Genomic DNA, 25,377 nt, shown 5'->3' on the forward strand with positions numbered 1-25,377 from the left:
GTCGGAGCGTGTGGGATGAAGATCTGGATTGATGCCGATGCGGCACCGCGGGACGTCAAGGAGGTTGTCTTCCGGGCCGCCGCCCGGTTGGAGATCGAAACGGTGTTGGTCGCCAATTCGGCTCAGCCGATCCCCAGGTCGGCCGTCACGGTGCGGTCGGTGATCGTGCGCCAGGGTGCTAACGTCGCCGACGAGTATATCGTTGTCCACAGCCAACCCGGCGATCTGGCGGTCACCGCCGACATCCCGTTGGCGGCTCAATTGGTCGACAAGAAGGTCGCGGTGATCGATCCGCGGGGCGACGAGTACAACGATTCCAACATTGCCGCTCGACTCTCGATGCGAGATTTTCTCGATGAGCTGCGTGGAACGGGAGCGGCGACCGGTGGCGCGGCGCCGTACAACGCCAAAGACAAGAAAGCCTTCGCGGCCTCGTTTGATCGATTGTTGACCAAGCTCGTCAAACAGGCTGACCAGTTCAAATAACCTGCAAAGTCACCTCGATTCACCATAACGCGTCCTCGCACGGCGTGATCGGGGCGGATTGCCATACATCAATGATGCTTTCTGATTGCGTTCGGCTAACTGGCGGGAATGTTTCAGTGTCTCGGAAACCTTCTCATGACTAAAGGAGTTTCTACTCCATGAAACAGATAGCCATCGCCGCGATCGTGCTGCTCGGTGTCTCGGGTGTCGCAGTCTCGGGTGTCGCAACCGCTGCACCACTCGACGTCGGACACTCGATCCTTATCAGCGGCGCCATACCGGCCCCGGTCTTGGATCCTACTCAACCGCCGGTCGCGCTCGTTCCGCCGATCCGCTCGGCAACCTTTCACAGTGCAACGGAACCGGTGAAGTCGGAACCGGCGACGACGGAACCGATCAGAAAGCCACCCCGGAACCACCATCAGGAGGAAACCAAACCCGGTGTGATCGATAAACTCAAAGCGTTTGAGCGCAAAAAAAATGCCTGGCTCAAACGCACCTTCTTGGGGAAATAAACGAAGGAATCTCTCCAAGCACGCACGGCGGCGAAACCGAATTGTCTTGCCAGCGATACACCTGTCCGGAACCACCTCCGGGCGGGTGTTTTTTTATCCCGTGTTCTCACCGACCTGCAATCCGTCGGGCGAATAGATCGATCGGCCGCCATCGACGGGTAAGCAGACACCGTTGACGAACGTGTTTTCACACAAGAAACGCACGGCATGGGCGACGTGCCCCGCGGTTCCGATCCCACCGGTCAACGTGCTGGCACAAAGCTTCAGCCGTTGTTGATCGGGCACCTCATCGGCCAACAGCACCGGCCCGGGTTTGACGCAATTGACCCGAATCGCAGCGTTGCGACTGGCGAATTCGACGGCCAGGGAGCGGGTCATCACATCGATCGCTCCCTTGCTGGGGAAATACGCGGCGTGATCGAGATAGGGCCGAACGGTCGCCCAGTCGCCGAGATTAACGATCGAACCACCCGTCGTTTGTTCGCTCATCACGTCCGCGGCCGCGCGAGCGCACAAGAACGCAGCGACGGTGTTGATCTCGAAGTAACGACGCATCTCCGCCGCCGTGACTTCCCCGATCGGTGTCGGTGACCAGATCGCGGCGCTGTTGACCAGGATGTCCAAGCGGCCAAACGCGGAGACCGTTTCGTTGACCAATCGCTGCGGAACCCCCTCGTCCTCCAACGATCCTTGGGTCACGATCGCATCGCATTGGTAGCCCCGCGTCAGTTCGTCGGCGGCCTGGCCCGCCGCGTCCACGCTGGTGTTGGCATGCAAGGCGATTCGGCAACCGTTGCGGGCCAGTTCGGTCGCGATTTCACGCCCCACACGCGGGGCGCCGCTGCCGGTGATCAAAGCGACCGGGCCGTCACAGTTGAACACGGTTTTTAATAAGCTCATCGGCGCAGTCTTTCGGTGGTGCGAGCGTTGAATTCGAAACGTCGAAGGATGGGATAAAAAATGGGTTTCGGATCTCGAAAGATAGGGGATTGGCTTCCAGCCTCTCCGACCACTTTCCGCCCGTTGCTAAAGGTACTTGGCCAGGGCACCGCCGCGGGCGGCGCGGGCGTCGACCTTGGCGACGGTCTCGGGGTCTTCGATCACCGGCGGTGCCTGCCAGGGTTTGAAACGCGCGTCGATGACGACACTGCCGCGACATCCGAAGTGTTTGGCGATCGTCTCGGCTCCAATGCCCGTCAGATCCGTCGCCGGATTGCTGCGCGTGAACGTGGTCCACAACCAGTTGTTCAGCGATCGCGCCGCGAAGTCGCTGTCGTCGACGATCGTGATCAGCGGAAAGGCATTGATGGGATCATCGGGATGATAGTGCTGGCAAAATCGCTGCACGTCGGCGTGGCCGGTTGTGTCGGCGAAGGACTTGCACTCGATCGCCAACACGCCCGGCATCACGACGCGGGGATCCTGAAATCCCTCGGGCAACTGCAGGTCGGCGGGCAACTCATGGGGCAAGCTGCGGCGGGGCGGACCCGCCGCCGCGATGACCACTTTGGATCCCTTGTTGAATCCGGTGCCGGTGTAGTCCAACGTGTCGATGGTTGTCTGAGTATGAAAATGCAGATCCCGTTTCCAATCCACACGCTGCAGGACGAATCCGAGAAACGTTTCGATCTCATGAATGTCCAACGCATCGGATCGGTCGTCGGCAATCATCAGGTATTTGGCGAGTGAAAGCTGGCCGTTGCCCAGGATCGCATTGGCCTGGGTGAGCAACTCTTGCGGTGCCGATTCCTTCATGTACGGCATGTAGCGTTCGCTGCCGATGGCCAGCAGCAAGGGGTGCACCCCGGCGGCGTCGACCGCATGCACCGCTTTGACTCCGGGAATCACGGTGGGAATGATCGGGTCGGTCAATTCATGGATCAACTGGCCGAACGTCGTGTCTTCTTGCGGCGGGCGACCGACGACCGTCAACGGCCAGATCGCCCCCTTGCGATGCCAAACATGATCGACCTTCATCACCGGAAAGGGGTGTTCCAAACTGTAATATCCCAGGTGATCGCCGAACGGCCCCTCGCGTTTGGTCAGGTCGGGATCGATCGATCCGACGATGGCAAAATCGGCGTCGCCATACACCGGCGCGTGGTTTCCGCGGAGCAGTCCGATGCGTCGGCCCGCCAGGGCGCCGGCGAACGTCAATTCAGTCAGCCCCTCGGGCAACGGCATCACGGCGGCCAGCGTCATCGCCGGGGAACCGCCGACGGTCACCGCGACACGCAGTGGTTTTTGCAACTTGATCGCTTGCTGATGGTGAACGCCGATCCCCCGATGAATCTGATAATGCAAACCGACTTCTTGGTCGCTGTAGTCGTTTCCGGAGAGCTGGACGCGGTACATCCCCAGGTTGATCTTCATCAAGTTTCCCGGCTCGGTCGGGTCTTCGCTCAAGACCTGGGGCAGCGTCACGAAGGCACCTCCGTCGCGGGGCCAGCATTTCAGCTGTGGCAGGTCGGCGAGCGAGCACTGCCCGGCCGCGACCGGGGCACGACGGACGAATTTGGGAAGCATGCGAACCGCGGTCAGTGGGACGCCGGCATAGCGAAACGGCCGTTTGGGGACCGCCGACGGATCGAGTTTCACTTCGATCAATCGTCGCACCGACTCGAGCGTCTCGCGGAACAGGTAGCGGGCCTGATCGAGGGAGGCAAACAGGTTGGACGCCATCGGGAACCGACAGCCCGTGGGGTTGGTGAACAGAACCGCGGGACCACCATTGGCATACACACGGCGTTGGATTTCCGCGATTTCCAAGTTCGGATCGACCGCATCGGTCACTTCGATCAACAAACCGCCGGCGCGAAGATCCTCCACGACGTCTCGGGTGCTGCGGTGTTTCATGGTGGTCGATAAACTACAACGATTGCAAAGTGATTCGGACGCTGCTCGAGCGTGATTGTTCAAGCGTCTGTCAACAACGTCTCAATTGGTGTCATCATCTTATGTCGGAAAGCCCGTCCCAGTCTCAACCGAATCCCGTCGCCCCACAACTGCCATGCCCGAGTTTTGTCGCGACCGACAACCCGATCGGTGAAAAATGTGACGTCTTGATCGTCGGCCTCTGCGACGATGCACCGCTGTCAGCGACCGCGGCCGGTGTGGATCAAGCTCTCGGCGGCGTGATTAGCCGCTTGATCGGTCAAGAAAAACTTTCCTCCGACTCCGGCGAATCGATGCTGATTCCGGGGGTCGGTGAGGAAGGTTCGCAGTTGGTATTGCTGATCGGATTGGGTGAAAAATCAAAACTTGATCGCGAAGCCGCGTTCACGCTGACCAGCACGGCGGTCCGATCGTTGGTTTCCAAGCCGCACGAAAAATGGGTCGTCGCGTTGCCGGAGTGCTTTGACGCAGCCGATCATGATGCGATCGTCGCCGGCACCTTGTACGGCTTGGCAGGCCAATCGATCTACCGCACCAAATCGCCGATCCATGTGCCGGCGACGATCGCCATCGCATCGGCCGACGCAGCCGCGATCGATCGGGGCGTGATCTTGGGCGATTCGATCAACTTGGCGCGGCGGTTGGTCAACGAACCCGCGTCGGTCATCTACCCGGCTTCGTTCGCCGAGCGGGCGACGGCCTTGGCGACAGAAGTCGGGCTGGGGTGTGAAGTGTGGGATGAAAATCGATTGGCCGAAGAAAACTGTCGCGCGATCCTGGCCGTCGGCGCGGGCAGCGACAAACCGCCCCGACTGGTCATCCTCCGGCACGACGGCGGACCGCAGGGCGAACCGCCGATCGCGATCGTCGGAAAAGGCGTCACGTTCGACAGCGGCGGGTTGTCGATCAAGCCCAGCGACGGGATGGTCGACATGAAATGCGACATGGGCGGCGCCGCAACCGTGGTCGGAGTGATGCGCGCGGTGGCGAAATTGGGCGTCAAGAAAAACGTCATCGGATTCTGCGGACTGGCCGAAAACATGGTCAGCGGGTCGAGCTACAAACTCGGTGACGTCATCGTCACACGTAGCGGAAAGACGATCGAGATCTTGAACACCGATGCCGAAGGCCGCGTCGTCTTGTCTGATACACTCGACGTGGCGATCGAGCATCAACCGACGGCGATGGTCGATTTGGCGACGTTGACCGGTGCTTGCATGGTTGCCCTGGGAAATGAAGTCGCCGGCCTGATGACCAACAATCAATCGGCCTGTGATGCCGTCATCGCCGCGGCCCGCGGCGAAGGCGAGCCGGTGTGGCAACTGCCGATGTTCGAGCTGTACAACGAGAAGGTCAAAAGCAAGGTCGCCGACATCAAAAACATCGGCGAAGGCCGTTGGGGTGGCGCGATCACCGCCGCGAAGTTTTTGGAAAACTTTGTCGGTGACGTGCCGTGGGTACACATCGACATCGCCGGACCGGCGTTTGCGGACAGTCCCAAGCCGCATCGCGATGCCGGAGCGACCGGCGTGATGGTGCGAACGCTTGTCCGCTGGATCGAGAATCAGGCGGGGTAGAGAAGTACGCTGTCGCGACCACGTGCCCCTTACGATCATCGACACCTTCAATTTGCGGGGATATCCACAAATTAAATATTCTCGGGGGGCTTTAGTTCCGAAGCTCAGGTCGGATTTGTCGGTGCTTCGAGTACGCACCGTGGCTTAGTGGTCGTCGGCATGTTGGACGGATCAACCCATACGAAAACCGATTCAGTGGACTTCTCCGTTTGGGCGGCGCTGGGCGACATCGACGATCGGTCTGTGGGACCAGATTGGTCCCGTTGACCTCATGCGGACGCTCGTTCGTTCGATCGGTGGCGATAGAGTTTTTTGAGAGCCGCCGTCTGCGACACGGTCGCCCTGGGCGTTGATGAGACCTCAAGATCTGGCGGATGACGTCATGACTTGGCGCCGGGCCAGAACATTTTCCACTTGCTCTCACTCGACTTGCTGCCTTCGCCGGTCTCGGCCGAGGCGTCTTTGCCTTGGAGTTTGGCGGCCAGGTCGCGGAGCGCTTGGGTGATCGGTGCCTTGGGCGCCTGGTTGATCAGTGGCACACCGTTGTTACGGACTTCCACCATCGTGCGATAATCGTTGGGCAACAGCGCGTAAATATCGCGACCGAGTGTTTCCTTGGCCTTTTTCAAGCTGATCTGACCCGATTCCAACCCCGCGCGATTGACCACGATTTCGATCTTGCTTTGCAGCCCCTCGATCTCTTCAAAGCTCATCATCAAACGGACGACGTTTCGCAGACAGGGAAGATCCAATTGGGTGATCAGCAACACCTTGGAAGCCGCTTCGATGGCCGCCATGTCGACCGCGCTATAGGTCTTGGAAAGATCGATCACCAAGTGGGTAAACGAAGCTTTCAACAGGCCGATGACTTTTCGCAGACTCTCGTCGGTGATCCCCAGGGTGTCGTGCAGTTCGACCGGCCGGGGCAACAGGTACAATCCGCTGCTGTGCTTGGTCAAGGATTGCTTGAGCAACTGGATGTCCAACCGCGAGACGTTTTGAACGACGTCGGCGAGCGTGTAGTCGGGGATCGCATCGAGAAAGACGTCGGCGTCGCCGAGTGCCAGGTCAAGGTCCAACAGGGCGACACTGTTGCGGTTGTCAGCGGCAAAAATGCAGCCCAAGTTGACCGCGGCGCTGGTCGTGCCGACGCCGCCGGTTGCCCCAGCGATGGCGACGACTTCGCATCCCCGGGCGCCGCCCTCGCTGGTACCGAACTTGTGTTGACTGACCCGCGTCAGCGCAGCGGCAAGGTCCTCGTGGGACATCGGCAGGGTGAGAAATTCCCGCGCCCCGGCGCGAATCGTTTGCAGAATCAGGTGGCCGTCGGTGCTTTCGCTGGCCGCCAAGATCACCGTGTCGGGCGCGTCGCTGGCGAGTCGTTGAACCAGCCGAATCGATTTCTCCGTGTCATTGTCCAGCGAGATGACGCCCACGTCGGGAGCGGTTTGCTCGATCACATCGGGAAAGAACTCGTATCGCGAGCAATCGGCTTCCAGCCACACGGTGTCCATGCCCAAGAGCATCGACTTGAGTGAATCACGCGTGTCATCATTGGGGTCGACCAATGCGATTCGTAGCACGTTTGTCATTGCAGATGTATCCGATCGCTCATTTCAATTCCATTCTTGCCACCCTTCGACGGCCACGTTGCCGTCGATCGCAGGCATTGTCGGTGGGGTGGCCGACAACCGTATGCCCCTGGCCTGCATCCCAGGCATCAATACTCGTCAGGCGTGCTGATGATGACACCCTCACCGACGACGGTCGGTTCGCTACCCGGAACGATCGCTCCCGGCGGCAGCGCCGATCCACGGTCCAGGGTCGCACCGGGTGGCAATCCCACGCCCGGTGAGAGCAGACTTCCGTGGGCCATCATGGCACCGTTCTGCATCACGTTGCTGTGGATCATCGAGGCGTTGCCTGATGCACCCGGTCCGCTGTCCATCGAACAACCGTCGCCGCCCAACAAGTTGGGGACTTCGATGTGGCCGTTCATGTACAGATCGTGGTCGTTGGGCGACATGCTGTTGAGTCCCGGCCCGCCTCGCGGCACTTGGTAGGGATCCATCGCGTCGACCAGTTCGGGTGTCACCGTGATCAACAGTTCGATGTCATTGCGTTGTTCGCGGACGCTACGGAAGAATCCGCCGATGACCGGCAGCTCTCCGAGCAAGGGCGTGGCCCGGGTGGTCGCTTCGGTGCGGCTCTGCAGCAATCCGGCGATCGCAAACGTCTGGCCGGCTTGCAGTTCCACGGCGGTTTCGACGTATCGCTGACTGAACGCGATGACGTTTGCACCGGCGATGACGAGCGAACGCGATTCGTCGGGTTCTTTGACTTCCGGACGGACTTCCAATCGAATGCGGCCCGGTCCGACGACGAACGGCAAGAAGTCAACCGACGTTCCATATTCCTCGTAGCTGACCGTGACTTGGCCTTGCCCGGACGGAACGATAAACGGGATCCGACCGCCGACGGTGAAGCGTGCCGGACGACCGTGCGTCGCGATCACCGTCGGTTCGGCCAGGTACTTGACCAGATCCTGCTGACGGAGTGCGGAGATGAAGGCATTGAATTCTTCACCTTGAAAAATGTTCGTCGCGTCGGACGCGCTGATCGCGGCCGGATAGCTCGTGAAGGAACGTGTGTCCCCCGCCCAATCCCAGTCGACACCGAGCTCGCGAAGCTTGGTCCGGGAGACTTCCATGATCCGCGTGTGCAACAGCACCTGCTGGACGCCCACCACGCGGATGTTGTTGACGACGGTCGGATAGTATTGCTCCACGATCGCGATCGCCCGATCGACATCGTCAACGCTGGTGACATAACCGGAGACGATCGCCGAGGCATTGACCGGCATCACCTTCAGCGTCGCCAGCGGCAACTGGGACGACAAGATGCCTTCGATCTCGCGGGCGTCGGCGATCACCGTGATGTCCACGGTGTATTGCTTGTCCTCGGTGTCCCACAAGTTGATTTGCGTGGTCCCGGGGGTTTTGGCGAAGACCTGCAGCTGATTCTGTGAAATCGGTGTGGCCCCGAGCACTTCTTCATTGTGAACTTGGAATCGCGGAATCTTCGCCTCCAAGGTCAGAATGCTGCTCGACTTGACCAGCATTTGCATCCGTTCAACCGCACGTGTGATCGTGTGGTTGGCGGCGCCGGCTGTCGCAGCGGCAGAAGTCAGTTGAGTGTCGTCGACGTCTTGCGCGCCGGCATGAGTCGCGAGACACGCCACCGAGAAAAGGGCGATCAACTTGAGCGCGGCTGGGCGGACCGCATTTCGGAACATTTGCATCGCAGGTGCATCCTTGCAGAACCTTCGTCTCGGATCCTTCCGAAACATGATGCCGATGACTTTCACCATCGACATACATCAGTTCGTTGCGAGTAACGTCGGGATAAAAAAGGGGACGGGTCACGCTCGCCGTTTCGGTCCGTCTTGCTCCAGAGTCTGAAGCAAGGTCTTTCCTACAACGGCGAGTCTTGATTTACTTCATTCATCTATCGAGGGTTCACTCTTCAGATCCTTCTCCGCCTTCGGGCTGAAAGAAGGGGCTGTCGGCGCCTCGTAGATAATCATCGGAATTCGGTTTGTTTTGGTCGGCTGATTGTTCGGCCGAGTCATCCGTGGTGGCCAGGTCAAGCGCTCCGGTGTCTCCGACGACACGCGGCAACGGTTCCCCTTCCACCCATTCGTAAACAATCATCCTTCCGTTGATGATTTTTGTGGTGCGGAAGGTGGCTTTCTTGGGCCCGGCTTCCGCCTGTTCTACTTCTACGGGTTTTTCTTCCGCGGCAAGCTTTCGGAGCCGCTCTTGTTCGTCACGACGGTCCTGCAGGTCTCGCAGGAATTTGCGGGCCGCTTCGCTGGGTTCCCCTTCGGGAATGCTTTCGTCATCGGCCGTCGGGCTGCCCAGCGACAACGAGATCTCGCCGAGTTTCTTGGCAAAGTCAAAGGCTTCCACATCGGCCTTGCGGATCAGCAACTGAATGTCGCGAGCGGATCGTGTGCGTGGTTGCTCCGGATCAAACTTGGTGATCCCATCGATTCCATAAACCTTGATGCCCGTCAAGACATCCAGGGCCATGTCACGAGCAAACATCTCGCCCTTGGTGAAGAAGCCGCGGATATCGACGCGGTCACCCGGACTGACCAGGTTGACCGTTCCGTCACGACCGGCGGGCAAGGAGACAACGGCATAGCCTTTCGGCACCACCTTGTCTTCGACTTCGTTCATTAATTTCAGGTCCAACATCGGCTCGCCGGCGAACAGCGGGACCTTGGCAAATCGCCCCTCAAACTGACTCAGCTCCGCCGAGGCACCTTTGGGGATTCGATCGGCCGGCCACTGTTCAAGCCGCAGCTTCTCGGCCGTGATTTGTTCTTCGGGATTGATGGAAACCGTGGTGACCAAGATCTCCGCCATTTCGGTGGGGGTGCCGTTTTGTGCCTGCATCCACTGTCCGACTCCGACGGCCGCAACGGTGCCGCAGATGCCGGCAAGTAGCAAGAAAAGTGATTTGTTTCGCATGGCGTGTGCTGGTACCAGACCAGGTGATAACGTGTCGGGTGTGGAGGACTGAGCTGGGAGGAGGCTGTCGACCCACTCACTTCACTCGGTTACAACCAGCTCTCGCCTGCAACCGGGCAAGCCGCAGGCGTAGGGCTGGTGTAATAGGCTTGCTTTCTCTAGACGCCAAGGACGAGCTAACTAGGATAAATTCCCAAAAACAGTAGGTCTTGGGGTGCAACCCACCCTAATTCCGGTGGATTTCCTGGTGTCCAAAAACAGACGTCTGACCTTCCGTTCAGATAAGCATTCCGGCGTAGGCAAAATAGAGAATCGATCCGATTGCCATCGGTATTCCGTATGGCAGCAAATACATGGTCGGTTTTCGCTCGCGGGCGATCTTGGAAAGCTCCGAAGGTTTCTTCACCGTTTTCCATTCTTCCAAAATTTGTAGCGCCATGGCGTAGTGCTTGGTCCAGTTCCCGCTCTTCCAGATCATGAACACGGCCATGATGCCGCCCACGATTGCGGTCGCGGCAAACGCGTAGAGCGTCACCACAGTGCCGAGCCAGGCACCGACTCCGGCGAGCAATTTCACGTCGCCGCCGCCCATTCCGCCGACATTCCGCAGCACGAGCAACAACATCATTCCGACGAAGGTGCCCAGCAGGCTCAATCCCAGTCCGGCCATGCCGCCCTGGATGGTGCAGTGCACCCAACCGCAGATGATGAATGGAAAGGTCAGCCAGTTGGGAACCTTCAAAATGGCTCCATCGATGACCGCGGCAACGATCAAGACGACCGTGACAAACCAGACGGCCCAATTCTCTGTCAGACCCTGGATGATGGTTTCCATGGCGTAGTTCCCCGTGACGAATCTCTAGAAAGGTGTGTTGGTGGTCGAGTCAACGCGCGGCGGTATCGGATGGGACGCCGGCCGCGGCGTGGTAGGCAGGAGTGGGAGCATGCCGACCTGCGGCATGCGGCGAGTGGATCACGCGAAGATTCAGCGCGGTCCCAACATCCAACTGAACATCGCAAACAGCAACGTGATAAAACAGCACGAAAGCTGCCAAACGTGTTCTGCCGCATCAGTGGGAAGGAGTGGATAGTTCATGGTGGATTCCGTGGTCGCCCGAGGCGGGTGGGCGCAAAAAAAGAGACTCGACGTGGCCGATGTGAATGCGACTCAGCCAAACACCGGCCAATCGTCGAGAATCTCTCGGGGTGGTTGTCGGCGAAGCTTCTGAGCGAGAACTTCGCCAACACCGAATCAGTTGGCAGCGATTGCCGTACCGACTTCTTGGAACTTCTTGTTCGACTCGGTACCGATCGTGCCGACTGCAGCCAAGCAAACGACGACGATCAGGGCCAACATCACAGCGTATTCCACTGCGGTCGGGCCATCTTCTTCCTTCAAGAACTCAACGATGCTATTAGCAAACTTTTTCATTATTCAAACTCCTCGGTGGGATGTCATTTACATGACTCCCGACGATGACTTACTGGTCCAATTCAACGTGAAGAGGATCCCGGAAAAGAAGCAGCCACGTCTCCAAAAGACTTGCCTAGGCAATCGGGATCGCGTCTGAAACACGATCTCGACTGTTCCCTTGGCAGCTCGGCTATCCTTCGAGCAAAGCGAGTTGCTTTGCCCACGGACCCGCAGCTTTGCGCCCCGCCCTTTCGATGCGGTTTGCCTTTTTCTGGGGAGCCAGGCCGTCCGAGCATTCTGGTGACCGTCGATTGGTCGAACCCTCGGAAGCAGATCATCGTGACCCGCTCTCAACAGAAACCTATGTCAGGAATCGGGCGAGTCAAAAAACTCCAGTTAGACAAGGCGTTCCGCATCGAAAAAGGGTGACGTTGGTCTGGATGTAACAGATAAACCAAGCGTTGCCCCCTGCAGCGGGATCGCCCTTGGGCTGGCACTCTGAATCTAATGGCTTGCGCTCCATGCCACGTACGTTGGCACCAACCGGGGTGTTTGTTGTTAGCGGTCATGCGCGAGCCCACCGGTCTTTCAAGCTGACAGCGGACGGCTCGCGACCTGTCGATTGAATCCGATCACACATGGGATCAGCCGTTTCGCGCGAGCGTACGGGCCTGTCGCACAAAGAAAACACACCGGGGCCCGTAGGCTCGCGCCAAACGGCTGATTCAATCGACAGGCCGCTGGCGCCGTTCCGCCAACGCCTATCGTTCCGAAGCCGGTGGCAAGGGGCATTGCGTCAAACAGCGATCGGCCCGTTTGGCCACGCTGCGCAAAAAAAAACGCCCCGGCGCCGATGATCGGTGACGCCGGGACGTGTTTTGGCTGTGCCGCTGAAGCGACCTCGCTTCGGGCAACGATCGTCCGCTTAGTTGGCGGCGATTGCAGACCCAACTTCTTGGAACTTCTTGTTCGACTCGGTGCCGATCGTGCCGACAGCGGCCAAGCAAACGACGACGATCAGGGCCAACATCACAGCGTACTCCACTGCGGTCGGGCCATCTTCTTCCTTCAAAAACTCAACGATGCTATTAGCAAACTTTTTCATCTTTCAATCTCATATGTGGGGAGCCTTCGAAACCGAAGACATCCATTGCTGACTTAATGGGCCATTCCAACGTGAAAAGGAACCCGGAAGAGGAGCAGCACCGACTCCAGAAAAGCGAAGCCGACCACCGTCCGAAACCGTGTCCGATCGACTCTGCTCTCGCAGCGCCGATCGGGATTTCGGAAACGCATCGTCACGGACACGTTCTCTACCTGGACCGTATGTCAGAAAGCCGATGAAGCAAAAATGTGGAGCATCGAAATGTCATCGTCGGCAGATCCGGGTGTGCCTGTCACGGTCGTAACGGTCAACAGGAGTCAAACCCTGCGGGCACACCCTGTTTGAGTGTCTCAGTACGACTCGATTGGTCCTGCAATCGAACTGCGCCGTAGTCTCAGACGACGGAATCGCACTCAAATTGTCAATGGATGAACTCACTTGGAAGGTTTAACGATGCAATTCAATTCTCGACTCACCACCACCGTCCTGTCCCTCGTCCTTGTCGCTTCGTCAGGGTGCAGCTACGTCGAATCCTTGTTCAACAAGAAGTCCGGCGACAACAAACTGAGCAAAGCGGAGATCAAACGAATGATCAAGGAGAGTGAGAACGATCTTCCTCACCGCTTGGACGAGAATTTCACGTTGACCAAAATCACGATGGATTACGGTGGAACACTCAATGGCTGGTACACCGTCAGCGACGAATTGACCGCACAGCTCCGAAGAATTGGGAATGTCAAAATCGAAGAAGCGATGCGAGAGAACATCGAAAAACTCGATTTGGATGACTGTGACGTGCCAGAGCAAATCATCCAGATTCTGGAGCAGGATGAATTTGCGATTCAATACATTCTCGAAGACAAGTACGGATTGCCGATCGCGTCGGTCGTGATCAGCAAAGAAACGATGGATGGTGAAGAACGGATCGGCCGCCCGCAACAGAATCCCTTCGCCGTTCGCAACGTCTCCAACAAGGGCGGCAAATAAATCGTCGCTGTCGTCGATAAATACGGCGAAAAGTGAGGTCCGTGGCTCCCTGACGGAGGCACGGGCCGGCATCGGGCAAATATCATAAGGGGAATTGAAATCCAAACCCCTGCCATGGAACCCGATGACCATGATCCGACTCGGACTCTGCCTGATCGTTGCGCTCGCCCACGTCATTTCCGCCCCCGCCCAAGACGCCGCCAAAAAGCCGGCCCCCAAGAAGGTCAACCCGGCCTTTCAACCCCCGGAAGTCAACCCCAAGCTTCCCAATGTCCTGCTGATCGGTGACTCGATCTCCATCGGCTACATGGTCGCCGCGCGGGCGGCGATGCAAGGCAAGGCCAACGTGTTTCGACCGCCCACCAACTGCGGCCCGACGACGCGTGGATTAGATCAGATCGATCAATGGCTCGGCGATCGCAAGTGGGATGTCGTTCATTGGAATTTCGGACTGCACGACCTGAAGTACATGGGGCCCAAAGGTCAGAATCTGGCCGACCCCAAAGCCGAGGGTTCGCACCAACAGGTGCCGATCGACGACTACCAGTCCAATATCGAAACGCTGGCCCGCCGCATCAAGCAACAGGCCAGGATCGTCATTTGGCGGGAGACGACGCCTGTTCCCGAGGGTGCCGCTGGACGCGTCGTCGGTGACTCGGTCAAGTACAACGCCGCCGCGGCAAAAGCGATCGCCAAAGTCGGCGGGATCCAGACCGATCCGTTCTTCGCCTTCGCCGAATCGGTCAAAGAACACCAGCGGCCCGCCAACGTCCATTACACCCCCGACGGGTCGAAGCTGCTCGGTGAACATGTCGCCGGAGTGATCGAGTCCGCACTGGCCGACTAAGACACCGACTGAGACGCCAGCTCCTGACGTCGCCCCAGCCTCGGCACGTCGCGCGATTTACGCCACCGTGATGTCGGGATCCAAGTAGACGTCTTGAATGGCGTTGAACAACTCGATGCCTTCCCCCATCGGGCGTTGGAACGTCTTGCGACCGCTGATCAATCCCATGCCGCCGGCACGCTTGTTGATGACGGCGGTGCGGACGGCTTGTTGGAAATCATTCGCACCGGATCCACCGCCGGAGTTGATCAAGCCGCAGCGTCCCATGTAGCAATTGAGCACTTGGTAGCGCGTCAGGTCGATCGGATTGTCGGTGGACAGCTCCTCATAGATTCGGTCGTCATACTTGCCATATTTGTTTCCGCCTTGGTTGAGCGCCCGATAGCCGCCGTTGTTGGTGGGTTGTTTCTGTTTGATGAAATCGGCGTTGATCGTCGATCCCAAATGATTCGCTTGCCCGGTCAAATCGGCCGAGGCTTCGTAGTTCACGCCGTCGACGGTGAATGCCGAGTTGCGTAGGTAGCACCACAGCATCGTGAACATGCCCAGCTCGTGGGCTTGGGCGAAGGCATCGGAAATCTCTCGAATTTGTCGTGTCGATTCCGGCGAGCCGAAATAGACCGTCGCTCCGACACCGACGCATCCCATGTTCCAAGCGTCGCGGACGCGGGCAAAAGGAACCTGATCGTAGGTGGCCGGGTAGGTCATCAGTTCGTTGTGATTGAGTTTCAAGATCATCGGGATGCGGTGCGCATACTTTCGCGCGATCCCGCCGAGCACACCGAACGTCGATGCGACCCCGTTGCACCCCGCTTCGACGGCCAATTGTGCGATGTTGGCTGGATCGAAGTAAATCGGGTTGGGGGCAAACGAAGCACCACCGGAATGCTCCACGCCTTGATCGACGGGCAAGATCGACAGATAGCCCGTCCGCGCCAGGCGACCGTGATTGAACAGCGACTGCATCGCGCAAAGCACGCGGGGGCTGCGGTCTGAGTGGGCCCAGACCTCATCGACGAAATCGGGACCGGGCAGATGCAATTGCGACGCGGGAATGGTTTCGCATTGATGGCTCAACAGGGCTTCCCCATCGCTACCGAGCAGATCGAGCACATTGGTCTTGGTACTGGTCGTCATCTTGGATTTTCCATTTCAAAAATTGGGCGGAATTGCACAGCCGATGCGCGGCTGCGTCACAAAACAGACCGTGCGACGGTGATCTCAACCGAAGCAAACGGGACTCCGATCGCAATCGCAATCGATTTGGGACTCGGGTCTGTCCGTCTGTGGCGCGCCTTGGTTTGTTCGCAAGTTTTGGGCCAGCAGCCAATTCGACAGCGACGGATTTTTTAAAACAGCGGAGGGTGCAAGCCCAATGCCATCAACTATGGCACCGAAGGAGTTAGCGGAACGGCGCGAGCGGGCGGTCGTTTTTGTGAGCCGCGACGCGTAAGCGNNNCCCGCGAGCCGTCCGGTTACGGCTTGAAAGACCGGAGGGCTCGCGGCCTGTCGATTTAGACGATGTTCCGAAATGAACGTGATCATGCCAGCCCGACGCGTGAGCGAGGGGCGCCGCGTGGCCCCTTGCTAACGCGTGCGGGCTTAAATCGACAGGCCGCTCGCGCCCTGCCGCTAAAACCCGAAGGAACACAGGGAAAAAATGCTTCGCAGTGCTTGCCCGCCGTGGCGTTCGGATTTGCCACCCCTGGTGGATCCAGAGTAGACTGAACTGCCCCCGCGGTCCTTTGTCCGCCCACTTCCAAGTCTTGGCACCCTCCCACCTATGCCAGATCCACCGCGACGCGTTAGCCATCCCCTGGCCGTGTTTCTCCCCGCCCTGTTTTTCAGTCCGCTGCCGAACCTGTGGTGCGTTGCGATGGCGTGCTTCGTGTCGCTCGCGTGGATGGACGCTGGCCCGGGCGTTGCGACCGCCGACGAAGGACAAGACGAATCCTTGCCGCTCGAAACGGACGCTGAAAAGGTGCAGTGGTTCGAAACGAAGATCCGCCCGGCACTGATCGAGCACTGCCTGGAATGCCATTCGACTCAGACCGAGGCGAGCGGCGGGCTGGTGCTGGATTCCCGCGACGGCTGGCAGACCGGCGGCGATCTCGGCCCCGCGATTGTCCCCGGTGACGCCGCGGCAAGTCGTTTGATCCTAGCGATCGCGTACGAAGATCCGGCCCTGGAAATGCCTCCGGACGGGAAACTAGACGACACCACGATCGCGGCGTTTCGGCGGTGGGTCGAAAACGGTGCCGTGGATCCTCGACAACCGAGTCCAACGGGCGGGGAACCGACGCGGCAAACGGGGCTGCCCGTCGAGCGTGCCCACGAACACTGGGCGTATCGGCCGATCGCCGCTTCCGATGCCTCAATCGATGCCTGGATCGACCGCGACCTGGCCCGGCACGGACTGACCGCGGCGCCCCCGGCCGAGCCGCGGGCGCTGGTGCGACGGCTGGTGTTCGACCTGCACGGGCTGCCGCCGTCACCGCAGACCATCGATGCCTTTTTGGCCGACCCCTCACCGCTGGCCTACGAGCGGCTGGTGGATCGATTGCTGTCATCCCCACACTTCGCCGAACACTTTGCACGACGCTGGATGGACGTGGTGCGCTATGCCGAATCGATCACGCTGCGCGGGTTTATTCTTCCCGAAGCGTGGCGTTATCGTGACTACCTGATCTGGTCGTATGCCAACGATCGACCCTTTGATCAGATGATTCGCGACCAGATCGCCGGTGACCTGTTGGCTTGCGATGACATCACCGAGACCCAACAGCGGGCGATCGCGACCGGTTTCCTGGCGCTGGGCAATTCGAACTTGGAAGACCAAGACAAAACGAAACTCGAATTCGATCATATCGATGAGCAGCTCGAAACGATCGGGCGCGCTTTCCTGGCGCAAACGATCGGATGCGCCCGCTGTCACGACCACAAGTTTGATCCGATCCCGACACGCGACTACTACGCGTTGGCGGGGATCATGAGATCAACCACACCGTTGAAACACGCCAACCTGTCCAAGTGGATCGAAAAACCGCTGCCGCTGGATCCGGCCGACGAAGCGCATTATCGTGCTGTGCAGTCCCGGGCGGATGTCGTCGCGGCCGAATTAAAGACGTTGCAATCGCTCGAAAAAGGCAATCCGGGCAAAGACAATCGCGTGGTTTCGGTTGACTCGCTGCCGGGTGTCGTCATGGACGACGCCGACGCGAGTTACGTGGGTGCCTGGACCGAGTCGACGTTTGTCAAACCCTATGTCGGTGCGGGCTACCGGCACGACGGCACAACCGGACAAGGCAGCAAGTCGGTCACCTTCGATCCGGTCGATCTGCCCACCGGACGCTACGAAGTCCGCCTCTCGTACACGTCTCATGACAATCGAGCCACGAACGCCGTCGTCAAAGTCTTTAGCGCGAACGAGTCGACCACGGTTCGGGTGAACCAACGACGCCGCCCCCCGATCGACGGACTTTGGATTTCATTGGGCGTTTTCCCGTTTGAAAAGGACGGCCAATCGTTCGTCATCGTCTCGAACGAAAACGCCGACGGTTGCGTCATCGTCGACGCGATTCAATTCTTGCCGATCGACGCTCAGCCGTCTGCGGCGAAGATGGCGGCCGACGCGAAAACCACGGATGTCGACCTGGAGGCGGTCGCCGCACGACGCAAAGAACTGTCCGCCGAATTGAAACAGTTGCAATCCGAGCTAAATCGACGGCCCATGTATCTGACCGTTTCCGAGAGTGAACCTCGCGAGGAAATTGCGGTCCGTGTTCGCGGTAACGTGCACCAGTTGGGCGACACCGTCCGCCGCGGTTTTCTCACCGCGATCGGACCGGCGCAGCGTTATGCAGACCGCATCGGCACCGACGGCAGCGGTCGCGTCGAACTCGCCGAGTGGATTGCCGATCCGAGCAACCCGCTGACGGCACGGGTGTATGCCAATCGCGTTTGGTCGTGGTTGATGGGCGAAGGCTTGGTCGCGACCGAGAACAATTTTGGAACGACGGGCGAGTCTCCGTCGCACCCGGAACTGTTGGATGCGTTGGCCGGCGTGTTGATCGATCACGGCTGGTCGACCAAATCGCTGGTTCGAACGATTGTCTGCAGTGATGCCTATCGCCGCGCGGTCACCGAAGACCCCGCGCGGATCGCGGTTGATCCGAACAACCGGCTGTACGCCTCGGCCAGCGTCAAACGTCTTCCGGTGGAAGCCCTCCGCGATGCAATGCTATGCGTCAGCGGTGAAATCGAACATCGCTGCGGAGGCTCGACAATCCGCCCCGGCACCTCGTCGGATTACAACTACAAGCACGACTTGAAACGGCGCAGTCTCTATTTGCCGGTGTTTCGCAATTCGCTGCCACCCCTGTTCGGACTGTTCGACTTTGCCGACTCCAGCGTGTCGGTAGGCCAGCGCGGGCAGAGCACGGTCGCACCCCAGTCGCTGGCGATGATGAACCACACCTGGATCATTGAGCGCGCCCGGCAGGCCGGCAAGCGGTGGTTGTGCGCGTCCGCCGACGGTCCGGCCGAGTCGGTTTCAGCCAAATCAATTGTCGAGCAACTCTACCTCTCCTGCTACGGTCGGCGGCCGGATGCGGAGGAACTGCAACTCTGTCTCGAATACCTCGGCGGTGAAAACGCATCGCCGAGTGAAGATCGCATCGCCGACCTGATTCAATCTCTGTTCGCCTCCATCGACTTTCGGTATTTGGAATGAATGACGACATGACGCCCGACGGGGAACGGATCGCGCGGCGCATGATGCTGCAGCAATCGGCCTGCGGTTTTGGTGCCTTGGCCTGCGGGGCGATGGCGGCCAGCTCGTTCACGGCGCCGGCGTCTTGTGCGGCCGGCCCGGCGATGCCGCCCGGTCCGCATTTGATGCCACGCGCCAAACGAATCATTTTTTTATTCATGCAGGGCGGTGTCAGCCAGGTCGACTCGTTCGACCACAAGCCGGCGTTGAACATCCACGACGGCAAGAAGATGCCGTTTGACGATGCCCGCGAGTTCGCCCGATCCGGCCAGCGCGGCATCGAGCAACGGTTGATGAAGTCGCCCTGGGAATTCAAACCCTACGGCCAGTGCGGACGTTACGTTTCGGATCTGTTTCCCGAGACGGCGCGTCACGTCGACGACCTGTGCTTCATCCATTCGATGCATACCGATGGCGTCGCACACGGACCGGCGACGCTGTTTCTGCATTGCGGCTCGACCAACTTCGTCCGTCCCTCGGTCGGCGCTTGGATCTATTACGGGCTGGGCACAGAAAACGCCGCGTTGCCGGGATTTGTCTCGATTGCACCCTCGATCGGCAACGGGGGTCCGCGAAATTATGGCAGTGCGTTCTTGCCGGCGCGATTCCAAGGGACACCGATCGGAACGGCCGGCCGCAGCGATCTGGAGATCGACAACCTGGTCCGCCAGGACGCGTCGATCGAGCGCCAGAAAGCTCAACTGGAATTGATCGATCGATTGAATCGACGACAGATCCAGCGACGCGGGACTGGCAACAGTGAATTCGAAGCGATGCAGCAATCCTACCAACTCGCTTGGCGGATGCAGCAAGTCGCACCGGACATTTTGGATTTGTCCAGCGAATCGGCGACCACGCTCTCCGAATATGGAATCGACGATCCCACGACCCAAGACTACGGCCGAAAGTGTCTGTTGGCCCGACGGCTTTGCGAGGCCGGCGTACGATTCGTGCAAGTCAACTACGGCGACAACTCGGCCAACCCCGCTTGGGACCAGCACTCGAATCTGCCCAAACATGCCACACACGCCAAGGCGGTGGATCGCCCGATTGCCGCGTTACTGGCGGATCTCAAACGACGGGGCCTGTTAGAAGACACCATCGTTTGGTGGGGCGGAGAATTCGGTCGAACGCCGTACTCGCAAAGCAACGGCACCGGCCGCGACCACAACCCAGCCGGTTTTACGGTCTGGCTCGCCGGCGGCGGCTTTCGTCCGGGGATGGCCTACGGCCGAACCGATGAGTTCGGATTCGCCAGCATTCAGAACAAGGTCCACATGCATGATCTGCATGCGACGCTGCTACACCAGCTGGGTCTTCATCACGAGCAATTGACGTATCGTCACGCCGGCAGAGACTTTCGCCTGACCGACGTTTACGGCCGCGTGATTGATGAAATCATCAGTTGAGTCGAAACTCGTTTCGAGTTTCGTCGCGTGATCGCGTGTTAGTGTCCGGCCAACTGAACGTTTTCGGCTCGAGGTCCCTTGGGTCCCTGTCCGACGGTGTACGTCACTTCTTGACCTTCGCGAAGGTCATTGAATTCGACGCCTTCGACAGACGAACTGTGGAAGAACATGTCGTTGTTGCCTCCGTCGGTCGAGATGAATCCGAAACCTTTGTCGGTCACGCGTTTGATTTTGCCTTTTTCCATTTCCGTATCCGTTGTTAAAAAACAGTTGTGTCTCGATGCGTTGCGTGAAACGTTCACGCAAGCTTGGAGACACGGTGGGTGTTGCATCACGTTGCCGGTCCATCGGAACCCGACACGATTGTGTTCGGCTCACAGGATCGCGCCGCGTTGACGCGGCGCCGGTGCTTACGTGATCTTGATTGTTCGCCCTTCAACAGGGGCGAAGTCATTGATTGATTGAAAGTTTATGACGAGGGTGAATCGTTGGGATCGACGACATCGGTCGCGTCGGGTGCGAGGTCTTCAACGGCGGATTTGCGGTCGTTGCGACGCTGTCGTTTCTCTTCCGCTTTACGCTTCTTTTCCATCTCGCGCTGTCGTTTGGCGAAGGTGTTTTGATTTTTCGTAATTTGATCGACTCCTCTTGAACTAGTAGTGTGATGCACGTCCCCGGCTGGCGAGGACGTTACGGCCGAATGAACCCGACGTCAAACCGTCTTGGGTCGCACTTCGACTTTGATCCGGTCGATGACGCGAGAGATTCCTTCGATGGACGAAACCGCCCTGAGAATCTGCTTGCGTTCGACTTCGTTTTTGATCGTACCGTTGAGCGTGACTTCGCCGCTGCGCACATCACCGCTCACTCTGGGTGAACTGGAACATTTCTTGGACAGGCGACTTTGAACGTTTTTCAATAGTGTCTTGTCTGGAATTCGATTACCGAGGGCCATCGTTCACTCCTAGGTGAAACGGATGTAACAAATACCATCGGCATCGGATCAATAATTGCGCCGACTGAATGCACCGGGTATTGAATTGGGAATCCCGAAGGGGGAGGGAACCTTTCATCCGTCGCGTTCCTCCCGAGGTCCGGGAAAGGGATTGGCGGGCGACGGCTTGGCATCGCCCGGTTTCGTTGGGCTGTTTTTGCGATCGGTGATGCCGTTGCCTCGTGGCGGTTCTTTACGATCCACACCAGGAATCGAACGGGCGACTTTCCCACGCAGATTTCCGCTGCGAAACGCCACCGCCATGGCTTGCGGGACCTGGGCCTCCGCGTTGACCAAATGGGCTCGATTCTCGGCGACCTTGGCCAGCATCTGTTGCGTTTGGGCCACCGCGTCGGCGCGGCGTGCTTCGGCCCGGGCGCGGGCGATTCGGCCATCGGCATCGGCTTGGTCGCGTTGCAAGCGGGCGCCGATGTTTTCGCCGACGTCGATGTCCGCGATATCGATCGAGACGATGGCGAATGCGGTGTTCGAATCGAGTCCGTGGGCCATGGCGGCCTCGGAAATCTGAAGCGGCATTTCCAAGACGTCCATGTGCGTCTCCGACGACCCGATCGCGCTGACGATCGCTTGGCCGACGCGGGCGACGATCGTTTCTTCGGTTGCTCCACCGATCAATTGATCCAGATTGGTGCGGACCGTCACCCGTGCACCGACCAGTAGTTCGACGCCGTTTTTTGCAATCGCGCTCAGCAACGGTCGGCCCTCGCGGGCTTCGGGACAATAAATGACTTTCGGCGTGACACTCGTCTGCACCGCATGAAGCACGTCACGGCCGGCCAGATCAATCGCTGCGGCGCGATCAAAATCCAACTCGATCCCGGCGCGGTGCGCCACGATGATCGCCTGAACGACGTTCATGACATCGCCGCCGGCGAGCGCATGAATTTGCAGGTCCGCGGTCTGGATGCCGCCCTGACGATCGATCCGTAACCCGGCCTGCCGGCACATGATTTTTGCCGTGACCATCATCCGCAGATCCAACTTCAGCAGATACATCACGATCAAGCTCTTCATCGTGATGTCCGCGCCGGACATGTAGGCTTGGATCCAGTACGCACCGCATTTGCTGAGCACCCAGAACATCGCGATCGCGATCACACCCCCGACCAGCGCAGCGCCGATCAAAAGTTGCAGTTGGGAGGGCATCCCAATGCTCAAGACGGGTTCCAACAAGAACGCCAAATGTTTACCGCGCAGCTATCGTTTCGCTCATCGAGAAAACAATTGCTCTCGACACAGCTTTTTCACATTCCGGCTCACCTCCACTGAGGCTCACCCAAGGACGTTCATCCAAGTGATGCTGACGCTCTTTAGATCATTGACCGCACCGACGATCAGAGGGGTGCGGGGTGGCTCGCGTAGTCGGTTTGTTCGACACGCGTCGCCGATCGACCGGCATCGCAATGGATCACCGGTCGCTAATCATCACTTCATCCTACCGACGCCAACGCCGCCCGCAATGGAGAAAGTTCGTATTCGGCGAGAATAGGGGCGTTGGTGCCGGCAGAAACTTTTGGCGGGCTGTTGATCGAGTGAGCCGCGACGCATAAGCGGCCGGGCATTCCGGCGCCGCCCGAGGCCTTACGGCCAGCGGCTCACCATTAACTCGGCAGATCCCGACTAAAACGACAGCCCGCTTGCGCCCTGTCGCCAAAATCTCGTGAAACACAGGATATCGATGCTCCGCAGCGTTACCCGAAATTGGGCACTCAATCACGCCGCGATCGGTTGGTCCGCTCCACACAAACTCTGGTAGAACCGGTTTTTACCGATCAAATCTTCGTGTTTTCCGCTGGCGGCGACCCGTCCCTGTTCGACCACGACCACGCGATGCGCCATCGCCAAGGTGCTCGGCCGGTGAGTGATCATCACCCCGGTCCGCCCGACCAGGAACTTTTCGAGTGCCTTGTGGATCAGCTGCTCGCTTTCCATGTCGATCTGGCTGGTCGCTTCGTCGAGAATTAGAATATCGGGGTTGCGCAAGAACGCCCGGGCCAAGGCGATTCGTTGCATCTGTCCACCGGAAAGGCGCATCCCGCCGGTCCCGAGGATGGTTTTGTAACCCTCCGGCGTCTTTTTGCGAATGAAATCGTCGGCGAAGGCCAGTTTGGCCGCCCGCACGACATCGTGCGAATCGGCACCCGGGCTGCCGTAGCGAATGTTGTTTTCGATCGTGTCGTCGAACAAGATCGTCCGCTGGGTCACCAACGCAAGCCGCTTGCGCAGATCGCGGGTCCGCATTTGATCGATCGGCACATCGTCCAACAGCACCTGTCCGCCTTGCGGGTCGTCGAAGCGACACAGCAGACTGATCATCGTGCTCTTGCCACATCCGTTAGGGCCGACGATGGCAATCGTTTCGCCGTGCGGGATCTCAAGATCGATGCCGCGGAGCACCTTGGGGCCGGAGGGGTATTGATATTCGACAGCGGCGAAGCGAATGCTCGTGTGCGGTCGCTGGGGCGAACGGGCGACGGTCGGCTCTTCGACCCGAACGGGCATGTCGACGATTTCCATCACACGCACCGCCGCCGCGATGCCGCGCTGCAATCCGCTCCAGACGTCGGCCAACTTGCGCGCCGGATCCGACGCACCGATCAAGAAGCTAAAGAACAGAAAGACTTGGCCTTGCTCCAACGGTTCGGTTGTCATTTGCAAACCGAACAGATGCGTCTGCTTGTTCAGCACCAGGTAGCCGCCGGCCAGGATCGCCAGGGACACGGTGGTCATGCCCATCAATTCGGTCGTCCCACGAGCCAGCGTGTTGTAGAACGCCATCTTCATCGTTTTCTGGTAGTAGGCGAACGTGCCGCGGCGAAGTCGGGCGCGTTCGAACGCCTGGGTGTTGGACGCTTTGACCAGACGAATCCCGGCGAAGGAATCATTGAGCATCCCGTACAACTGGCTCATCTCTTCCATCGCCCGTTTGCTGGCCCGACGGATGGCGCGACTGAGTTGTTGCATCACCAGCGCCAGGATCGGCGAGACGATCAACACCAGAAACAGCAAGCGGTGACAGACGATCGCGGCACCGATCAAACAAGCCATCATCTTCAGCGGCTCGCGGATCATGCGGCCGAGCAAGGTCGACACGCCGGCGGTGACCAGCGCGACATCATTGGTCAATCGGGCCGTTAAATCGGCCGAGCCGTTTTCGCCGAAAGCATCCAGGTCCAAACGGAGCGCCTTGCGAAAAAAGATCGCTCGCAAATCGATCGCCGTCCGCCCTCCGACATACTGCACCCACATCATGTTGGCGGTCAGCGCGACCAATTTCAACGCCGTGCCGACGACCAAGAACGTCAGGATGGCCAACAACGTCCCAAACGGCGTCGTCGGGGCGTAGGCGTCGACCCAGGGTTTGGCTCGGCGATACCAATGAGACTTGCTGGTCTGACGCGCCGCCTGAGCGCGGAGTTCGTCAATGGAATCCCCTGCAGTGGCCGCGCCGGACTCGATCTGGGCGATTTGAGCGGTGTACGTTTCAGCCGCCTGATCCGCTTTTTCAATCGACTGCTGGACGTATTCCGAAAGCGTATCGCCGGCAAAGACGACATCGACGATCGGCAACACCGCACTGATGTTGGCACTCCACAACAGTGCGATCGCCAGCGAGGAAACAGCGATCCCGGCGACGGCCCAGTGACGTCGAAAAGCCAGTCTCAGTACTCGAACGAAAGGCGTGTTCACGGGGCCGTCCTTGGTCACCGTCGTGGGCGATGCTGTCAAATGGTTCGGTCGACGCGTCGGAAATGTCGAGGATGGTTGTCGATCCGCGCGGGAAACAGTCGCGTTTTAGCGAAACGCTTTAGCCGTGG

The 25,377-nt window shown here is 59.1% G+C and carries 21 protein-coding genes and 1 riboswitch; of the genes, 7 read left to right on the forward strand and 14 right to left on the reverse strand.

All coding sequences use genetic code 11. The annotated features are described in order from the left end of the window. Window positions 1–15: 15 nt before the first annotated feature. Entirely contained in the window at window positions 16–486 is a 471-nt protein-coding gene (locus tag NZK35_RS02765) for a YaiI/YqxD family protein (RefSeq protein WP_259631071.1), read from the forward strand. Window positions 487–644: 158 nt separating this feature from the next. Continuing rightward, window positions 645–1,001 (forward strand): hypothetical protein, encoded by a 357-nt coding sequence (locus tag NZK35_RS02770; RefSeq protein ID WP_259631072.1) that lies wholly within the window; start codon window positions 645–647, stop codon window positions 999–1,001. Window positions 1,002–1,094: 93 nt separating this feature from the next. On the opposite strand, the gene NZK35_RS02775 is transcribed toward NZK35_RS02770, so the two are convergent. Together NZK35_RS02775 and NZK35_RS02780 are read right to left on the reverse strand one after the other, a co-directional pair. Beyond that, on the reverse strand, window positions 1,095–1,901 hold the full coding sequence (locus tag NZK35_RS02775; RefSeq protein ID WP_259631073.1) for an SDR family oxidoreductase: 807 nt from the start codon (window positions 1,899–1,901) through the stop codon (window positions 1,095–1,097). A 126-nt stretch (window positions 1,902–2,027) separates the two neighbouring features. Next, entirely contained in the window at window positions 2,028–3,857 is a 1,830-nt protein-coding gene (locus NZK35_RS02780; RefSeq protein WP_259631074.1) for a UbiD family decarboxylase, read from the reverse strand. A gap of 101 nt (window positions 3,858–3,958) precedes the next feature. Between NZK35_RS02780 and NZK35_RS02785 the strand changes: the two genes are divergently transcribed. Beyond that, complete coding sequence (locus NZK35_RS02785; protein WP_259631075.1) at window positions 3,959–5,473, forward strand: leucyl aminopeptidase; 1,515 nt, start codon at window positions 3,959–3,961, stop codon at window positions 5,471–5,473. A gap of 380 nt (window positions 5,474–5,853) precedes the next feature. On the opposite strand, the gene NZK35_RS02790 is transcribed toward NZK35_RS02785, so the two are convergent. The 6 genes from NZK35_RS02790 to NZK35_RS02815 all read right to left on the reverse strand — a co-directional run bounded on the left by NZK35_RS02790 (window position 5,854) and on the right by NZK35_RS02815 (window position 12,530). Beyond that, the gene (locus NZK35_RS02790; RefSeq protein ID WP_259631076.1) at window positions 5,854–7,065 is read right to left on the reverse strand and encodes a nucleotide-binding protein; all 1,212 of its coding nucleotides are present in this window, start codon (window positions 7,063–7,065) and stop codon (window positions 5,854–5,856) included. A 128-nt stretch (window positions 7,066–7,193) separates the two neighbouring features. After that, entirely contained in the window at window positions 7,194–8,774 is a 1,581-nt protein-coding gene (locus NZK35_RS02795) for a type II and III secretion system protein family protein (protein ID WP_259631077.1), read from the reverse strand. A gap of 217 nt (window positions 8,775–8,991) precedes the next feature. Beyond that, a complete protein-coding gene (gene cpaB / locus NZK35_RS02800; protein ID WP_259631078.1) occupies window positions 8,992–10,011 on the reverse strand; it encodes a Flp pilus assembly protein CpaB in 1,020 nt (339 codons plus the stop codon). A gap of 277 nt (window positions 10,012–10,288) precedes the next feature. Then, window positions 10,289–10,846 carry an A24 family peptidase gene (locus NZK35_RS02805; RefSeq protein ID WP_259631079.1) on the reverse strand — a complete coding sequence of 186 codons (558 nt, stop codon included), beginning with the start codon at window positions 10,844–10,846 and terminating at the stop codon, window positions 10,289–10,291. A 417-nt stretch (window positions 10,847–11,263) separates the two neighbouring features. Further along, complete coding sequence (locus tag NZK35_RS02810) at window positions 11,264–11,443, reverse strand: Flp family type IVb pilin (protein ID WP_095736645.1); 180 nt, start codon at window positions 11,441–11,443, stop codon at window positions 11,264–11,266. Between the two features lie 159 nt (window positions 11,444–11,602). Continuing rightward, a riboswitch (cyclic di-GMP riboswitch) is annotated at window positions 11,603–11,701 on the reverse strand. A 649-nt stretch (window positions 11,702–12,350) separates the two neighbouring features. Next, window positions 12,351–12,530 (reverse strand): Flp family type IVb pilin, encoded by a 180-nt coding sequence (locus NZK35_RS02815; protein ID WP_145206974.1) that lies wholly within the window; start codon window positions 12,528–12,530, stop codon window positions 12,351–12,353. 453 nt (window positions 12,531–12,983) lie between these two features. Here NZK35_RS02815 and NZK35_RS02820 point away from each other — a divergent pair, with 453 nt between their 5' ends. After that, on the forward strand, window positions 12,984–13,517 hold the full coding sequence (locus tag NZK35_RS02820; protein ID WP_259631080.1) for a hypothetical protein: 534 nt from the start codon (window positions 12,984–12,986) through the stop codon (window positions 13,515–13,517). Window positions 13,518–13,647: 130 nt separating this feature from the next. Then, on the forward strand, window positions 13,648–14,364 hold the full coding sequence (locus NZK35_RS02825; RefSeq protein ID WP_259631081.1) for an SGNH/GDSL hydrolase family protein: 717 nt from the start codon (window positions 13,648–13,650) through the stop codon (window positions 14,362–14,364). Window positions 14,365–14,421: 57 nt separating this feature from the next. Here NZK35_RS02825 and NZK35_RS02830 read toward each other — a convergent pair whose 3' ends face one another. Then, complete coding sequence (locus tag NZK35_RS02830; RefSeq protein WP_259631082.1) at window positions 14,422–15,501, reverse strand: class I fructose-bisphosphate aldolase; 1,080 nt, start codon at window positions 15,499–15,501, stop codon at window positions 14,422–14,424. Window positions 15,502–16,147: 646 nt separating this feature from the next. Between NZK35_RS02830 and NZK35_RS02835 the strand changes: the two genes are divergently transcribed. Together NZK35_RS02835 and NZK35_RS02840 are read left to right on the forward strand one after the other, a co-directional pair. Next, window positions 16,148–19,096, forward strand: a complete 2,949-nt coding sequence (locus tag NZK35_RS02835) for a DUF1553 domain-containing protein (protein ID WP_259631083.1) — start codon at window positions 16,148–16,150, stop codon at window positions 19,094–19,096. After that, the gene (locus NZK35_RS02840) at window positions 19,093–20,544 is read left to right on the forward strand and encodes a DUF1501 domain-containing protein (protein WP_259631084.1); all 1,452 of its coding nucleotides are present in this window, start codon (window positions 19,093–19,095) and stop codon (window positions 20,542–20,544) included. Before NZK35_RS02835 ends, NZK35_RS02840 begins: the two co-directional genes overlap by 4 nt. Window positions 20,545–20,582: 38 nt before the next feature. Here the strand turns inward: NZK35_RS02840 and NZK35_RS02845 are convergent, their stop codons facing one another. The 5 genes from NZK35_RS02845 to NZK35_RS02865 form a co-directional block, all read right to left on the reverse strand. Further along, on the reverse strand, window positions 20,583–20,789 hold the full coding sequence (locus NZK35_RS02845) for a cold-shock protein (RefSeq protein ID WP_259631085.1): 207 nt from the start codon (window positions 20,787–20,789) through the stop codon (window positions 20,583–20,585). A gap of 224 nt (window positions 20,790–21,013) precedes the next feature. Beyond that, on the reverse strand, window positions 21,014–21,136 hold the full coding sequence (locus NZK35_RS02850) for a hypothetical protein (protein WP_259631086.1): 123 nt from the start codon (window positions 21,134–21,136) through the stop codon (window positions 21,014–21,016). Between the two features lie 120 nt (window positions 21,137–21,256). After that, on the reverse strand, window positions 21,257–21,499 hold the full coding sequence (locus NZK35_RS02855; RefSeq protein WP_259631087.1) for a BON domain-containing protein: 243 nt from the start codon (window positions 21,497–21,499) through the stop codon (window positions 21,257–21,259). 114 nt (window positions 21,500–21,613) lie between these two features. Then, window positions 21,614–22,705: a flotillin-like FloA family protein gene (locus NZK35_RS02860; RefSeq protein WP_259631088.1), complete on the reverse strand. Its 1,092-nt coding sequence runs from the start codon at window positions 22,703–22,705 to the stop codon at window positions 21,614–21,616. 567 nt (window positions 22,706–23,272) lie between these two features. Continuing rightward, window positions 23,273–25,249 (reverse strand): ABC transporter ATP-binding protein, encoded by a 1,977-nt coding sequence (locus NZK35_RS02865; protein WP_259631089.1) that lies wholly within the window; start codon window positions 25,247–25,249, stop codon window positions 23,273–23,275. Between the last annotated feature and the right edge of the window lie 128 nt (window positions 25,250–25,377).

The sequence above is a fragment of the Stieleria sedimenti genome, assembly GCF_025060895.1.
Taxonomy (GTDB): domain Bacteria; phylum Planctomycetota; class Planctomycetia; order Pirellulales; family Pirellulaceae; genus Stieleria; species Stieleria sedimenti.